15 protein-coding genes are annotated in these 15,630 nt (G+C 33.6%); 11 read left to right on the top strand and 4 right to left on the bottom strand.

Features of this window, described 5'->3' with window-relative positions; translation table 11 throughout:
• Positions 1-22: 22 nt before the first annotated feature.
• Genes FC80_RS02720 through FC80_RS02700 form a run of 5 tightly spaced genes read left to right on the top strand, consistent with a single transcriptional unit; the run spans position 23 to position 3,736 of the window.
• Entirely contained in the window at positions 23-790 is a 768-nt protein-coding gene (locus FC80_RS02720; protein WP_057828616.1) for a ParA family protein, read from the top strand.
• Complete coding sequence (locus tag FC80_RS02715) at positions 783-1,661, top strand: ParB/RepB/Spo0J family partition protein (protein ID WP_275453095.1); 879 nt, start codon at positions 783-785, stop codon at positions 1,659-1,661. The genes FC80_RS02720 and FC80_RS02715 overlap by 8 nt, the downstream gene beginning before the upstream one ends.
• A gap of 26 nt (positions 1,662-1,687) precedes the next feature.
• Positions 1,688-1,888, top strand: a complete 201-nt coding sequence (locus FC80_RS02710) for a DUF951 domain-containing protein (protein WP_057828614.1) — start codon at positions 1,688-1,690, stop codon at positions 1,886-1,888.
• A 17-nt stretch (positions 1,889-1,905) separates the two neighbouring features.
• Positions 1,906-3,006: a redox-regulated ATPase YchF gene (gene ychF, locus FC80_RS02705; RefSeq protein WP_057828613.1), complete on the top strand. Its 1,101-nt coding sequence runs from the start codon at positions 1,906-1,908 to the stop codon at positions 3,004-3,006.
• Positions 2,960-3,736 (top strand): DUF1129 domain-containing protein, encoded by a 777-nt coding sequence (locus tag FC80_RS02700; RefSeq protein ID WP_235807222.1) that lies wholly within the window; start codon positions 2,960-2,962, stop codon positions 3,734-3,736. Before ychF ends, FC80_RS02700 begins: the two co-directional genes overlap by 47 nt.
• A 108-nt stretch (positions 3,737-3,844) precedes the next feature.
• Here FC80_RS02700 and FC80_RS02695 read toward each other — a convergent pair whose 3' ends face one another.
• Positions 3,845-5,017, bottom strand: coding sequence for an MFS transporter (locus FC80_RS02695; RefSeq protein WP_057828612.1), 1,173 nt, complete (start codon positions 5,015-5,017; stop codon positions 3,845-3,847).
• A 380-nt stretch (positions 5,018-5,397) separates the two neighbouring features.
• Here FC80_RS02695 and FC80_RS02690 point away from each other — a divergent pair, with 380 nt between their 5' ends.
• Both FC80_RS02690 and FC80_RS02685 read left to right on the top strand, forming a co-directional pair.
• On the top strand, positions 5,398-6,273 hold the full coding sequence (locus tag FC80_RS02690) for a VOC family protein (RefSeq protein ID WP_057828611.1): 876 nt from the start codon (positions 5,398-5,400) through the stop codon (positions 6,271-6,273).
• A gap of 278 nt (positions 6,274-6,551) precedes the next feature.
• Positions 6,552-7,091, top strand: coding sequence for a methylated-DNA--[protein]-cysteine S-methyltransferase (locus FC80_RS02685; protein WP_162260502.1), 540 nt, complete (start codon positions 6,552-6,554; stop codon positions 7,089-7,091).
• A gap of 654 nt (positions 7,092-7,745) precedes the next feature.
• On the opposite strand, the gene FC80_RS02675 is transcribed toward FC80_RS02685, so the two are convergent.
• Both FC80_RS02675 and FC80_RS02670 read right to left on the bottom strand, forming a co-directional pair.
• A complete protein-coding gene (locus tag FC80_RS02675; RefSeq protein ID WP_057828608.1) occupies positions 7,746-9,083 on the bottom strand; it encodes a dihydrolipoyl dehydrogenase family protein in 1,338 nt (445 codons plus the stop codon).
• A gap of 89 nt (positions 9,084-9,172) precedes the next feature.
• Positions 9,173-10,333, bottom strand: coding sequence for an ArgE/DapE family deacylase (locus FC80_RS02670; protein WP_057828607.1), 1,161 nt, complete (start codon positions 10,331-10,333; stop codon positions 9,173-9,175).
• 225 nt (positions 10,334-10,558) lie between these two features.
• On the opposite strand from FC80_RS02670, the gene FC80_RS02665 reads away from it, so the two are divergent.
• A complete protein-coding gene (locus FC80_RS02665) occupies positions 10,559-10,837 on the top strand; it encodes a DUF2089 family protein (RefSeq protein WP_057828606.1) in 279 nt (92 codons plus the stop codon).
• A complete protein-coding gene (locus FC80_RS02660; protein ID WP_057828605.1) occupies positions 10,830-11,120 on the top strand; it encodes a hypothetical protein in 291 nt (96 codons plus the stop codon). The genes FC80_RS02665 and FC80_RS02660 overlap by 8 nt, the downstream gene beginning before the upstream one ends.
• Positions 11,121-11,543: 423 nt before the next feature.
• Here the strand turns inward: FC80_RS02660 and lepB are convergent, their stop codons facing one another.
• Positions 11,544-12,134: a signal peptidase I gene (gene lepB, locus FC80_RS02650; protein ID WP_057828603.1), complete on the bottom strand. Its 591-nt coding sequence runs from the start codon at positions 12,132-12,134 to the stop codon at positions 11,544-11,546.
• A 198-nt stretch (positions 12,135-12,332) separates the two neighbouring features.
• On the opposite strand from lepB, the gene FC80_RS02645 reads away from it, so the two are divergent.
• Both FC80_RS02645 and FC80_RS02640 read left to right on the top strand, forming a co-directional pair.
• The gene (locus tag FC80_RS02645) at positions 12,333-12,749 is read left to right on the top strand and encodes a (deoxy)nucleoside triphosphate pyrophosphohydrolase (RefSeq protein WP_057828602.1); all 417 of its coding nucleotides are present in this window, start codon (positions 12,333-12,335) and stop codon (positions 12,747-12,749) included.
• Positions 12,739-15,627 carry a DEAD/DEAH box helicase gene (locus FC80_RS02640; protein ID WP_083486903.1) on the top strand — a complete coding sequence of 963 codons (2,889 nt, stop codon included), beginning with the start codon at positions 12,739-12,741 and terminating at the stop codon, positions 15,625-15,627. The genes FC80_RS02645 and FC80_RS02640 overlap by 11 nt, the downstream gene beginning before the upstream one ends.
• Positions 15,628-15,630 lie beyond the last annotated feature (3 nt).

The raw sequence follows: 15,630 nt of genomic DNA, 5'->3' as shown, positions 1-15,630 counted from the left end.
AATTATAGGAGGGTAAAAAAATATGGGAATTGTAATTGCGCTTGCTAATCAAAAGGGTGGAGTGGGTAAGACTACAACAAGTGTTAACTTGGGAGCGTGTCTCGCAGATTTAGGTAAAAAAGTTTTATTAATTGATTCAGATGCACAAGGAAATGCAACAAGTGGCGTTGGGGTAAGAAAAACAGAAATTGAAAAAGATATTTATGATGTCTTAGTTAATGAATATCCAATTGCTAGTACAATTATTACCACGAGTCACGCCGGATTAGATATTGTTCCAGCAACAATTCAGTTATCAGGTGCTGAAATTGAATTAACATCTCAGATGGCAAGAGAGTCTAGGCTTTTAGATGCGCTTAAGCAAGTTAGAGACAGTTATGAATATATCCTAATTGACTGTCCACCTTCCTTGGGCCTACTAACAATCAATGCATTTAGTGCAAGTGATTCCATTTTGATTCCGGTTCAAAGTGAGTATTATGCTTTAGAAGGCCTTAGTCAGTTAATGAATACAATTAAACTTGTACAAAAACATTTTAATCCTGAATTAGATATTGAGGGAGTTTTGATGACAATGCTTGATGCTAGGACAAATTTAGGTACACAGGTTGTTGAAGAAGTTAAAAAGTTCTTTAAAGATAAGGTTTATCAGACTGTAATTCCAAGAAATGTTCGTTTGTCTGAGGCTCCAAGTCACGGACTTGCGATTGTCGACTATGATCCTACATCGAAAGGTGCTAAGGAATATATGGCATTGGCTAGGGAGGTATTGGCTAATCATGGTGAATAAAAATAATAAGGGACTTGGCCGTGGAATTGAGGCACTTTTTCAAGATTTAGAACAAGTTGATGATGGCAAAGAGGTTGTTACAGAATTGTCCTTAGATGAGATTAGACCCAATCCATATCAACCTCGTAAGATTTTCGATGAAGGTGCATTAATCGAATTGTCATCTTCCATAAAGAAATCTGGGGTCTTTCAGCCAATTATCGTTCGCAAATCAAGTGTAAAGGGCTATGAAATAATTTCTGGTGAACGCCGATTTAGAGCCTCGAAAATTGCACAAAAGGAGAAAATCCCAGCTATTATTCGTGCAATTGATGAAGCAAGTATGATGGAAATTGCAATTTTAGAGAATTTACAACGTGAAGATTTAACACCGCTTGAAGAGGCTCAAGCATACAATACGTTGATGGATAAGTTAAAATTAACACAAACACAAGTCTCAGAGAAATTGGGTAAGAGCAGACCGTATATTGCTAATTATTTACGATTGTTAGGATTACCAAAAGAAGTTAAGGAAATGTTACAAAAAGAAGAGTTATCGATGGGACAAGCTAGGACGTTATTAGCCTTGAAGGATAAAAAACAAGTTATTCCGGTCGCAAAGAAAACTTTGGCAGAAAATCTAACAGTTCGGCTGTTGGAACAATTGGTTGCTAAGATAAACGGTGAAGAGCAAAAGACTGTGAAGAAAATAAAGAAGGATCCCAATGCTATTTATTATGAGCAAAGTGCGAATGCACTGCGTGAAAAATTTGGGACAAAAGTTGCTGTCAAAACTAGCTCTAAACAAGGAAAAGGCAAAATTGAAATTGATTATTTGTCGACGGCAGATTTTAACAGAATCATGGACATACTTGGAATAAATTTTGATTGATATCTGGATAAGATGGAGGTATGAAAATGCAAAATGAATATGAACTGCATGATGTTGTTGAGATGAAGAAGCCACATCCATGTGGAACTAATAATTGGGAAATTGTTAGGTTAGGTATGGACATCAAGATAAAATGTACAGGTTGTGGTCATTTAGTAATGTTACCTCGCCGAGAATTTAATCGTAAACTGAAAAAAATATTGAAAAAAGCAAATATTGAAGAATAAGAAAGAGTGAAATAATTATGTCATTAACAGCTGGAATTGTGGGATTACCTAATGTTGGAAAGTCAACGCTATTCAATGCTATTACAAAAGCTGGTGCAGAAATGGCCAATTACCCATTTGCAACAATTGACCCAAATGTTGGAATGGTTGAGGTGCCAGATCAGCGTTTAGCAAGAATTGATGAGCTTATCCCTGCAAAGAAAATTATTCGGACCACCTTTGAATTTACTGATATTGCGGGTATTGTAAAAGGTGCAAGTAAAGGAGAAGGCTTGGGTAATAAGTTCCTTGAAAATATTCGCCAAGTTGATGCAATTGTTCATGTGGTACGGGCGTTTGATGATGATAACATCACTCATGTCAGCAACAAAGTGGATCCGTTGGATGATATTGACACAATCAATTTAGAATTGATTTTGGCAGATTTAGAAAGTATCAATAAACGTTATGCGCGTGTTGAAAAAGTTGCACGTACTAAAGATAAAGAAGCAGTTGCAGAATTTAATGTCTTACAGAAAATTAAACCTGTTTTAGAGGCAGGAGAGCCTGTACGGTCGCTGGATTTTGAAGACGATGAACGAAAAATTGTAAAAGGGTTATTTTTATTAACGTCAAAGCCAGTGCTCTATGTTGCTAATATAGCAGAAGATGATATGGCTAATCCAGATGAAAATGAATATGTTCAACAAATTAAAAAATTTGCAACAGATGAAGGTTCGGAAATGTTGGCTGTTAGTGCCAAAACAGAAGAAGAAATTGCACAATTAGATGAAGAAGATAAGAAAGATTTTCTCGAAGCAGAAGGTGTGGAAGAGTCAGGATTAGATCGACTGATTAAAGCATCATATAAGTTGTTGGGACTAGCAACGTTTTTCACAGCTGGTGGGAAGGAAACTCGTGCTTGGACATTCAAGCAAGGGATGAAGGCACCTCAAGTTGCGGGTGTTATCCATTCTGACTTTGAACGGGGTTTTATTCGAGCAGAGACTTTCTCATTTGAAGACTTGGACCAATATGGTAGTGTGGCTGCAGTTCGTGATGCAGGAAGATTACGATCTGAAGGAAAAGAATATGTGGTCCAAGATGGCGACATTGTTGAATTCAGGTTTAATGTATAGGCTTATAAAAAGGATGGCGATTACTGTGACGGAAAATAGCAATGAAAATAGTCAAACTACAGTTGAAACAACAGATGTAGTTGAAAAAGTTGAGAATAAGAGTGCACTTGGGCTAACAAAACGTAATGCGGAGTATCTTTTCAAGCTCAAAAAAACACTCGAAGAAAAAAAAGTTACGGACCAAAAAATTGAAGAGGCTTTGCAATCACTAACAGAAGAACTTGTGCAAAAGCAACATCAAGGAATTACGGCAACTAAATTATATGGTCCGGTAAATGAAAAAGCAGATGAAATAATAAAAGGACCCAAAAAAGAACCTGTTGCAACCCCATTTTGGAAAATAGCACTTGATAATGGGTTGATGATGTTCATGATGTTTTGTATTATGTATGCAATTTTACAACAGTTCTCACCAAAATCATCACAAATTAATGGTGGCTTTTTGACACTTATTGTAACTTCTGTAATTGCGGGTATAGCGATGGCTTATTTCTACCGTGTTGCAGGAGATCGAAGAACCAATAAGAAAAAAATTCCTTTTTGGAAGACAATGTTATTGACACTTGTCTTGGTGATTGTCTGGGTATCCGCGTATACAATTGTTGTTAATGTTCCTGGAGTTATCAATCAATCGCTTGAACCCATTGTTTATGTTATATTAGCTGCTTTGGTGTTTGGATTAAGGTATTTCTTAAAAAAGAAGTATGATATAAAAAGTACACCATTCTAAAATAAAAGTACAAAAAAACGAGTAATTTTAAAAGTTACTCGTTTTTTTGTAATTGTCGATTTAATATAATATAACCTGACTATATCTAAAATTTATTTTTTTGATGTATTAGACGTTTAAAAATTTTTTGTTTGCTCTATTTAGAAAAATAGCGGTAATAATTGCTAAGATTGCAAAGGATGCTCCACCTGGGCCAATTGCCCTCAATCCGTGGTTAGCAACCAAAAAGCCGCCTGTTGCGGAACCAAGTGATATTCCAAAATTGAAAAAGATTGAATTTAAGGATGATGCAAGCACTAAGGATTGTGGATAATCGCGTTCAGCAACTCCAAAAAAATGAACTTGTACGGGGGCATTTAATAAGTACATAGTGATGCCTAGTAGCAAAATGATAATTAAACCAATCCATCTTTCATGTGTGGTGATAGCCATTAGCCCAAACAAAATCACTTCTAGGAGATAGACTGTGGGCATCTTTAATAAACCATTATTTTCTGCGAGTCTTCCACTAGCTTGATTACTGATAATAGACATTATCCCAAATACGAATAGTAAAATGCTAAGGCTGTCTATGGGAAATCCGAGTTCGGAAGTTAAGATAGGTCGTAAATAAGTGTAAAAAACATAGATTCCACTAGCACTTAGCATTACCAATAAACAACCAAGCAATATTCGAGAATCACGCATTAAAAGAAGTTGTGTGAGTAGTTTACTAGAAGTTGCACGTGGGTCTTTTGGCATGCTTAATGCAAAAAGAAGTAGCGTGAGAATACTTGCAATTGTTATTACAATGAAGGAAACACGCCAATTAAAAGTGGTACTAATCCAAGTGCCTAAGGGAACACCAAAAACTGATGCAATGCTAAAACCAGAAAATACCCACGAAACAAGCCATGCTCTTTTTTCAAGTGGAGCAATTAAGTTTGCAAAGGTCAAAGCTAAAGAAATGATAATCCCTGAAACTAATGCGGTCATGATACGTGAGACAGTCAATACGGTATAATTGGGAGAAAATGCACTTAAAATGTTACTTAAAATGAAAATGATCATAAACCAAAAAAGTGACCAATAGTATCTAAACTTACCAATTAATGCAGTCAAAATGGGAGTCGATAGGGCGTAGACGAAGGCAAAAATTGTTACAAGATAACCAACTGAGGTGACAGATTTATTGAATTGATGAGATAAATCGTTGAGTATCCCAACAACAATAAATTCACTACACCCTAGGACAAAAGCAATTAAGACTAAAACGATTGCTCTAAATTTAAAACTTTTCACGAATGAAACCTCTCTATACATAAGAATAAATTAATATAGTATCCATATAACATATTATATTGTTCTCTTACTAAAAGAAAGAATTAATTGCAGAGAATTAAGTTTGTATGTAATTCAAATAATTTGGGAAAAGATATAAGATACTTTTGATGGATTGTTATACTTGAAAAGTAGTAGTTACTCAACTATAAAATACTACCTAATAGGTTATGTTAATACAGTTGTAAGCTTATCTTAGTGGAATGTTAGGTGTAAAACAGAATAGAAATTACGCTTATTCAAGTAATTATAAAGAATATAGGAATAAACAATTGCTTACTTTTGATAAGTATGTATAATGAGAAATAACTTTATAATTTATACAAATGGAGGAAAAGAAAATGGCAGCAATTATTCCAGCATTTCAATTATCAGAAAAAACACATACAGGTACGGTTGCGTTAAAAGTTGCTAACTTGAAGAGTCAAACTGAGTTTTATAAAGAGGTTATTGGTTTGAGTATTATTTCAAGCAATGAAGCAATTAGTGTATTAGGTGCTCGCGATGAGAGAACACCCCTATTAATATTAAGAAAGATTGATAATCCATTGCCGATTACTAGAAAAACAGGATTATATCATGTAGCATTTCATTTACCTACAAGGCGCGATTTGGGAAATGCATTGATAAAATATATAACAGGCAAGGCCCCAATTATTGGAGCAAGTGATCATGGATATAGTGAAGCCATTTACCTTACAGATCCAGAAGGTAACGGGATTGAAGTGTATCATGATAAACCTAGGGAAAAATGGGATATCGGTCCAGATGGTGAAATTCCAGCGATTACGATTGAAATGGATGCTGAAGGCGTAATTAAAGAAGCAGATCGTAAATGGTCAGGCTTTCCTGAAGGTACAATTGTTGGACATGTACATTTGAAAGTTGCAGATTTAGATAAAACGCAGGAGTTTTACACTGATATTTTAGGATTGTCATTAAAAACTGACTTTGGACAACAAGCAAAATTTTTTGCTACCGGAGGTTACCATCATCATATTGGTTCAAACATCTGGATGGGTAGAGATATTCCAGCTATGGAAGACAACGATCTAGGATTAGATTACTACACTTTTTTTGTACCAGATAATCTCGAATTAGATAGGATAAAATCACATTTAGACGAAAAGAAGTATAGTTATGAGATTGATGATACAAAAATTGTACTGGTTGATCCTAATGGAATTAAGTTGAAGTTTCAAGAAGAAATATTTTAAATTTAAGTGATTTTTTTGTGTTATCGCTTTTTTAACCAGAAAAAGTAGGTATTAATGAAGTGTAACTAAAATTTTTTGTATGATGATAATCAAATTAAAAAGCCAGACAAATTTATAATTGTCTGGTTTTTTAATTGCTATAATGGATTATCGGTTGAAAACTGAATTAATGGTATTTTTAAGCAAAAAAAGAATTGGTATATTTAAAAGTGATAAAATACCACATAATTGTATTATTTTGGATTTAAAGATTAGTAGAATGGAGGAGCTGAGTATTGCTGTATAAAAGCGAATTTTTATCCCCGTTAGGTAAAGTATTACTGTTAAGTGATGATGAATATGTATTAGGTGTTTGGTTTGAGGATCAGAAATATTATGGTGCTAAGTATAATTTGAATGAAGCATCAACGAGAAAGGTAAAGCCACTAAAATTGGCCGAGGCTTGGTTAAAGAGTTTTTTCAACAAAGAAGTACCTGCAGTTGAAGAAGTGCCATTAAAACCGGAAGTTACGGTATTTAGAAAGAATGTGCTTACAAAATTGGAACAAATTCCCTACGGAAGAGTTGCAAGTTATAAAGATATCGCACAAATGTTAGATACTGATAGTCAAACAGGCAGCTTTGCTCGAGCAGTTGGAGGAGCTGTGGGGCATAATCCAATTTCGATTATTATTCCTTGTCATCGTGTTATTGGAAGCAATGGTTCATTGACGGGTTATGCTGGTGGGATTGAAAGGAAAATTGCTTTATTGAATTTGGAAGGGATAAATCATCTTCAAGTAGCTGACTATAGAATAAAAAAAATATTGGAATATTGAAGGCATGCTTCGTGGAGTCTTTTTGTAAAGAAGTTAATAAAGTATTTTAGGACGCAATATTGACTGACAAGAGGTGTGAAAGAAGATTAATTATTGTTTGGCAATTGAAAATGAATCTTTAATAAATGACCAAAAAAGGCCATAAGTATACACTGCTATGAAGTGCCAAGTATTGTAATTGTTGGAATAAAAGATTAATAGTAATTCACCAATTATTAAAAATATCAAACTTAGGAAAGAAATTTTTGAGTGGAAGGTTCGATTTTTCCGAATATAATCATCATGTTTTTTTTCAAATAAATGAGAAAAGAAATAGTAGCTTACTAATAGCAATATTAATAGAATCAGAATTTTAAAAGCTGAGAATAAAAAAAGAAAAATGATTAAAAAAAACGGAATATTCGAATAAAGTCCATATTTCCAGTCAAAGTGTAGCTGATTAGTGGTCATAGTGTCAGTCTCCAATTAAGTTAAATTAATTATTGTATCTTATTTTATATTATTTTACTTATATTGACAAGCCAAAATGATTTTTAAATCCAACAAATTTAGCGGATGTATATAGACACTGTAAAAAGGACCAAAATGAAACTTTTGCTCCAATTCTTAGGCTCAAATTTGAGCCAATCATTATATATTAAGTTTATCTTCTTTTTAGAGTAGTTCCCAGGAGGCAGACCCAATTGTCGGGAAAATATGAACAACTTTTGCAATTTGTGTCGGAGTTAACTTGAATTCTATTGCTGGTAAAAGTGTGTTGATTACATCTTCTGCATGGTTACTTATTTCTGTTGCGCCAACCAAACGTTTTTGTTGATCGAAAATCAATTTGTTTTCACCAAATGATTCTTTTTCTACATGGCGGTACCAGTTGTCTAGGATATCATTTGAAACGATGGTTAGTTCGGAATTGTTTGCTGCATCTTTAGGCGAAATACCAACTTTTGCAATTCGTGGAATTGTAAAAACGGTTGAAGGAATTGCTGGATATACAATTGCTTCTTTTGTATTACCAGTGAATGTTTTCATAAGATAGAGCGATTCAAAAATTGCAGTTGGGGTTAGCTTGGGTTGTTTCTTTTTGATAACATCTCCACTAGCATAGATATGAGGAACAGTAGTTTGTAAAAATTCGTTGACGATAATTCCTGAATCATCGTAATCTACTCCGATTTTTTCCAGACCTAAGCCAGTAGTATTAGGAATTCTGCCAGTCGCATCTAAAATCCAATCTACTTTTACTTTTTCTACATCATTGTAATGAATGATTTTATCACCTTGATCATCTGAAAATGAATTTATTTTAGCATTTTTAATGAACGTAACACCATCTGCTCTTAGCTTGTCGATAATTTTTTTAACAAATGGTTGGTGGAAACTACGTAATGCTGTATCAGAACGCATCAAAACAGTGACCTCAGAGCCAAATGCTGTGGCAATTGTTGCAAATTCCATACCAATATATCCGGCCCCAATAATTGCAATCCGTTTAGGCAATTGTTTTAGGTTCATGAAGGCACTACTATCATTTATAATTTGTCGCCCTGGTAAATCGAGTTGATGAGGATGCAAACCTGTTGCAATGACAAATTTTGCAGCTGAAATTTTTTGACCATTTACAATGATTGTGTGCGTATCTATAAAATGACCGCGTCCCCTAATAATTGTAATACCATTATTCTCCATTAAGGTTGCAATAAAATTGGGCAGTTCAGCGATTACTTCTGTTTTGTGTGCAACAGTTGCTGCCCAATCAAGTTTTAGAGAATTGCCAACAAGCTCTTGCATCTCATCAACTTGTTGTGCCAAAGCAACGGGTGATTCTAGCGTGATTTTTGCATTGCAGCCACGGTTAGGGCAAGTCCCACCAATCAAACCACTTTCAACTACAGCAACTTTAATTCCTTGAGCTGCAAGCGGAATTGCACCATCAAAAGTACCATGTCCACTCCCTAAATATAAAACGTCAAAATCATAAGAATTTGTAGTCATAAAAAGCCCTCCTTGGGTGATTGATATTGTTACTTAATATAACAATATCGTAGCAAGAGAGCTTTAACAAAAAAAATGCTTATTATTTTTTAAATCACCTGTGATTGTTCATTTAAAAAGGTGACTGCAAAGTTTTGATAGAATTTTATTGCTTTTAAATAAGTATCAAGTTCAATATATTCATTGCTTTGATGTGATGTGTGCGACCCAGGACCCAATACAATACTGGCAAAGTCTCCCTTTGCTTGAAGAAATTCCGCACCATCATTTGCACCTAAACTGCCAGTTACTTTAACGGGGATTTTCCAATATTGTTGATGAACTTTTTGGGCAATTTGAATGATATTTGAATCAGGTTCTCCTGGAATTGCCTCTTCAGGAAAGCTATAACTGATACTTAAATCGAAGTCTTTTTTTTCATTTAATTCAACTATTATTTTTTCTAACGCCTCGAAAAAAATTTGGTTAGGGTATTGCGGAATGGTCCGAATGTTGCCCATTAATTCAGCTGATGAAGGGATGCTATTAATCTGTTCGCCACCATTAATAACAGTAATATTATGAGTTATTCCACCAAGGATTGTATCTGTTTCAGTAAAAGCAGACAATCTTTTTTTTGCGAGTTCGTAGAATGCTAAAAGATTATCGATAGCATTGATACCATATTGTGGGCGCGCACTATGCGCAGATTTTCCCTTTGAAATAACCTTATAATCAATAACTCCACGGGAAGTATAAACAATTCTTTGCATATTATCTGTTGGTTCGGCAATCACTAAGCCAGCAAGATTATCTGCATATCCAAGTTTAGTTAATTGTGCGGCTCCATATTCTCCAGTCTCTTCTCCAACAGTTGCAAGAAGACGAACTCTACCCTTTAATTTAATATTTTTTTCGAGTAATTCAAGTAAAGCGACAACTAGTGCAGCAAGACCACCTTTCATATCTGCAGCGCCACGTCCAAACATACGATTATCAATGATTGTAGGCTCAAATGGGGGAGTAACCCAGTCTGTGAGATTACCTGGAGCAACAACATCCATGTGTCCTGAAAAGCCAAGGATAGGTCCTGACGAACCAATTGTAATAACAAGATTATCGCGATTGTGTGCATAAGTTACTTTTTCAACAGTTACAGGATATTCACTAAAAAGAGAAGCAATGTAATCTGCTACAAGTGCTTCATTATTATTGATTGATTCAATTGCAAGGATCGTCTTTAGTATTTCAATTTTTGTTTTTTTATCCATTAATCCCACCACAATACCCTTTATATTCATTTTATATTGATATTATAGCATATAAATGAATAAACATTACTTTTAATTGGAAATGTGGTTCGAAATCCCTTTAATATTAAATTGAGAAAATGAGATAAAGAATGCTCATCTTTTTTTATAAAATTAATATAAGCTTGACTTTAGCTTTAACAATGTTAATATATAATAAACATTATTAAAAAGAGGAGGAGAAAAATGAATTGGTTCATTAATCTAGAACATGAAGACCAAGAATTTATTAAGCAGCTTGTATTAGCTTCAGGCTCTTTGAAACAATTAGCTAAAGTATATCAAGTTAGTTATCCAACTATAAGGATACGATTAAATAATATTATTCAGAAAATTAATTTAATTGAGCAAAATAAATCTGGCTTTTTTGAGACAAAAATAATGCAAATGGTAATAGATGATAAATTATCATTGGACTTGGCCAAGCAAATTATAGCTGATTATCAGGAGGAAAAAGATGACTGACTTAAAAGGATTAATATTTGGAATGATTGTTGTGGCGGTTATTTATGTATTAGAACGATATTTGCCCAAGTGGTTTGGGGCTGTTCCTGGAATTTTATTTTTAATTTTGATGATTTATGTATTTGTAGTTAAAGGAAAAGGGCAGATAATCGAAATCTTAGTAGTTTTAGTTGTGGGAGAAGCAATATTAAATGGAATCTGGATGCAGGTGCTTGAAGCGCGCAAGATAAAAGCACAAAAGGAATTAGAAAAAATGAAAGCCAAAGATAATATGCAGAAATAATCATAAAAAAGTTAGGTTAAAGATATGTCTTTAACCTATTTTTTATAGGCTAGATTTATATAAAGCTCCTACTTCCAGTATTTCATAGCGGAATTCTTATTATGTCTGTCTTTAAAGTCTAACCAATAAAATATTATCGTTAACAGACAATTCAGGACAAATAAAATAATAATGATGATTGCCAATTTAGCAACCATAAAATTGATGAAAAACAATAAGAGATTAAATGGCCATGATACAATTGTTTCAAATTTTATAAATTTGGTGTACCTCGTGGGATGTGTAATCATTTTTTTCCAAGGTAACATTAGATTACTCCTATGTGTTTTATGTTTAAGATAGATGAAAGACAATAATAAAAATTAATATTTTTAGAAAAAAGAACGGGACAAGAAAAAGTTATAACCGAGGAAATATTAACTGCTATTTGAAAGAATTAATTAATTGGTGCTTGTTATTCCAAATGAATGCTTTAGCTACACCCATAATTTTATTTTTGGGTACGAATCCATAATAACGGCTGTCATTTGAAATTTTACGATTATCACCTAGTACCAAGTACTTTCCACGTGGGACTGTAAATTTTTTATTAGTTCCCAAAGTCACATTGGCAGAAGCTTTGAGATTTGATGAAAGTTTCAAAGTCCCGTTAGTTTGTTGCTTTTTTGTAATGTATGATTGAGAAATTAACTGGTTATTTATATATAATTTACCGCTATCTTTATATTCGACTATATCACCGGGTAGACCAATCACCCGTTTAATATAGTTTGTCTTTGTAGTAACGTTTGGTTCTTGTTTGTCCACACCATAAGCGTTAAATACTATAACTGAATTATGTTTAATTGTTGCTCTTTTTAATAGAAGTACATATTCACCGGACTTAAGATTGGGATACATCGAATTTCCATTAACTGTTACAAAACTTAGTAAAAAGGTTTTAATGATAAATGCAAGAAAAATCCCAATTAGAATGGGCCAAAGCCAGCTTAGTATATTTTTTAAAATTGGCAAAGGAATCCCCTCCTAAAAATAGTTAATGTATTTTTAAAATATATACCTAAATATAATATTCGTTTTAATATTAGTCAAATGTTACCAATTAGGGAATATTAGTTAATTTAAGCTTACGGATGTGACTCACATGGGTTGTCTCCAGGATAACAGTAAAGTATTATGAAGTTAATTATATGTAATTTGAAGGGGATAGTAATGCTGAAAAAAGTGGCTTGTGCGGTAATCTTAGATCAAGACGAAAAAATTTTTGTCGGAAAGAGATTATCCACAATATTAGGTGGACATTGGGAGTTCCCGGGTGGAAAGGTGAAGACCAATGAGTCGATATTGCAAGCTTTAAAAAGAGAAATTTTCGAAGAACTTGGTGTAGAGGTAATAATCGGTCAAAGTGTCATTGAACCCTATACCTATCATTATCAATTTGCAGATGTACTATTGTACTTTTATTTTGCCAAGTTGAAGACAAAAATCTTGCGGCCCCAAATTTACCATGAGTTTTTTTGGGTAAACCAGCAAGCTCTCCAAAAATTAGATTGGCTACCTGCAAATCAGAGAGTTTTAGCAAAATTGAGCGAGTGGGATTTGAGTAAGGTGGAATATGATGGAAAATGAAGATATTAAAAGGGAACTTTCATTAGCAACAACTTTTGGCTTTTTAGATAATCACCAAAGTGGAGCTACTAGTGAACTATTGCCACAGCTAGTAAGCAATGAACCTAATGATACATTGTGGGAACACATTCGGTATGAATTGCAAACGTGTCAAAGTTTCTCTTTTGCAATTGCTTTCATCACTGAAGATGCATTAACACCGTTAAAGGTTATTTTGGCAGATTTGGCAACTAAAAAAATTACGGGGATGATTCTAACTTCAAATTATTTGATGTTTAATCAACCAAAAGTGTTTACAGAATTACTCAAAATTCCAAATATCACTGTCAGAGTTGTTACTCGTGAAGGGTTTCATGCAAAAGGCTATTTTTTTGAACATCATGATTATTATTCGTTAATTATTGGAAGTTCAAATTTAACACGTGCAGCCTTGTTAAGAAACGTAGAATGGAACCTGCATTTTTCTGCACTCAAAACAGGTGCGGTGACAAAACAAATTTTGAATCAATTTAACAATGAGTGGCAACAAGCGACAATGCTCACTGAACAATGGATTGAAGAATACCGTAGATTATTTGAAGCTAATCAAATGGCTAAGTCACGGGTGACTATTGAAAATAAATTTGTAAACAAAATTGTTCCTAATAGAATGCAATCAGCTGCATTGAAAGAATTGGCTGACTTACGTAAAATCGGTGAGAAAAAAGGCTTGGTAATTTCTGCAACTGGGACCGGGAAAACATATTTGGCTGCCTTGGATGTTAGACAGGTACAACCAAAACGAATGCTTTTTGTGGTTCACCGTGAACAAATTTTACAAAAAGCGTTAGATGGATTTAAACGTGTGTTGGGTGGAAAAGATAGCGACTATGGAATTTTATCGGGGAATCGCCATGAAGAGCATGCTAAATATTTATTTGCAACCCTGCAAACAATTTCTAAAAAAGAGGTTCTAGAAAGTTTTACACCCAATCAATTTGACTATCTTCTAATTGACGAAGCTCATCGAAGTGGCTCGGTATCCTATCGTAGAATTTTGAATTATTTTACACCAATTTTTTGTCTAGGAATGACTGCAACACCTGAAAGAACCGATGATTACAGTATCTATCAATTGTTTGATTATAATATTGCTTATGAAATTCGTTTACATGATGCATTAAAAGAGAAAATGCTGACGCCATTTCATTACGTTGGAATTCAAGATTATGAGTTTGAGGGACGGATGATTGATGATAAAACACCACTCAGACTATTAGTTACAAAGCAAAGAGTTAACTATGTTTTAAAACAACTTGAATACTATGGGTATTCTGGAACGCAGGTTCATGGACTTGTTTTTTGTAGCAATGTAATAGAAGCTGATGAGGTTGCACAATATTTAACAAAAAATGGACATCCAGCAGTTAAATTAGATGGCAGTGATTCAATTAAGCAGCGTAACCAAGTAGTTTCACAACTGGAACAAGGACAACTAGAATATATAGTAACGGTAGATATATTTAATGAAGGAATTGATATTCCCTGTATAAATCAAGTGGTGATGCTTAGAAATACACAATCAAGTATTGTTTTTATCCAGCAACTAGGACGGGGATTACGTAAGTATAAAGGTAAGGAATTTTTAACTATTATAGATTTTATTGGTAACTATAAGAATAATTATTTAATTCCAACAGCATTAACCGGAGATATTTCGCGGAGCAAAGACAATGCGCGTGCTGATTTAGCATTACAACCAATATTAGGCTTATCAACCATTAATTTTACTGAAGTTGCTAGGCAAAAAATATATGAGGCTATTCAAGTTGCAAAGCTAGATTCATTTGCAACTTTACGTGCCGATTATCAAGAATTAAAGCAAAAATTAGGAAGAATTCCTTTATTACTAGATTTTCAGCGAGTTGGTGGGATTGATGCAGAAGTATTTGCTGATAATAGTCAACTTGATAGCTATGCAACATTTTTGAAGAAAATGAAAGAGCAGGTTGATTTATCCGAATATGAAGGCCAAGTATTGAGCTTTGTTACAAAAGAATTGATTAACGGGATGAGAAGACATGAACTGTTATTATTGAAATTATTGTTGAAGAAAAAAGTAAAAGATCAAGATTTTTTGCAAATTCTTCAAGAAAATAATTGTTATTTGAATCTTGAGGTAATAGAATCGGTTACTAATATTTTAAGTTTGAATTTTTTTGATATCAAGTCGGGTAAGGACAATAAGGCAGAAAAATACGGAAAAAGACCGATTGTCAAACATGAAAATGGGGAGTATAGATTTAATTCAAAGATCGAAGAGAGTCTTAAAAACTCAGATATTTTTTACAAATTATTTATTGATGTTGTTGCAACAGGACTCAATAAGGCTAATAATTTTAATGCAAAACAACCGTTTACCTATTACCAAAAATATTCACGTAAAGATGTTTGCCGTTTGCTGAATTGGAGCAAAGATGTGAGTGCTCCAATGTATGGGTATCGTGTTGGAGAAGATGAGTGTCCTATTTTTATTACGTATGAAAAGGATAATCCAGAAAAGAATCGTAGTGCCCGATATGAAAATGAATTTTTTAATACAGGACTAATTAAATGGTATACCAGAAGCCCACGACATATTGATTCCAAAGAAGTCCAACAATTATTAGCCCATGATTGTAATATGAATTTCAAGGTGAAAATCCGGCTATTTCTAAAAAAAAGTGATGCGGAAGGTAAGAAGTTTTATTATTTAGGAGATGCACAAGTTGATTTGGATTCAGTAAGAGAACAATTGATTCAGCAAGTGGGTAAAAAGCCAAGAGCGGTTGTTTCAATGAATTTAAAAATAAATGAACCAATAAAATATGGTCATTTTATAGATATTACAAAAAGATAGAAA

The sequence above is a fragment of the Liquorilactobacillus cacaonum DSM 21116 genome, from assembly GCF_001436735.1.
Lineage (GTDB): Bacteria > Bacillota > Bacilli > Lactobacillales > Lactobacillaceae > Liquorilactobacillus > Liquorilactobacillus cacaonum.
This window is presented reverse-complemented; position numbering and strand designations above follow the sequence as displayed.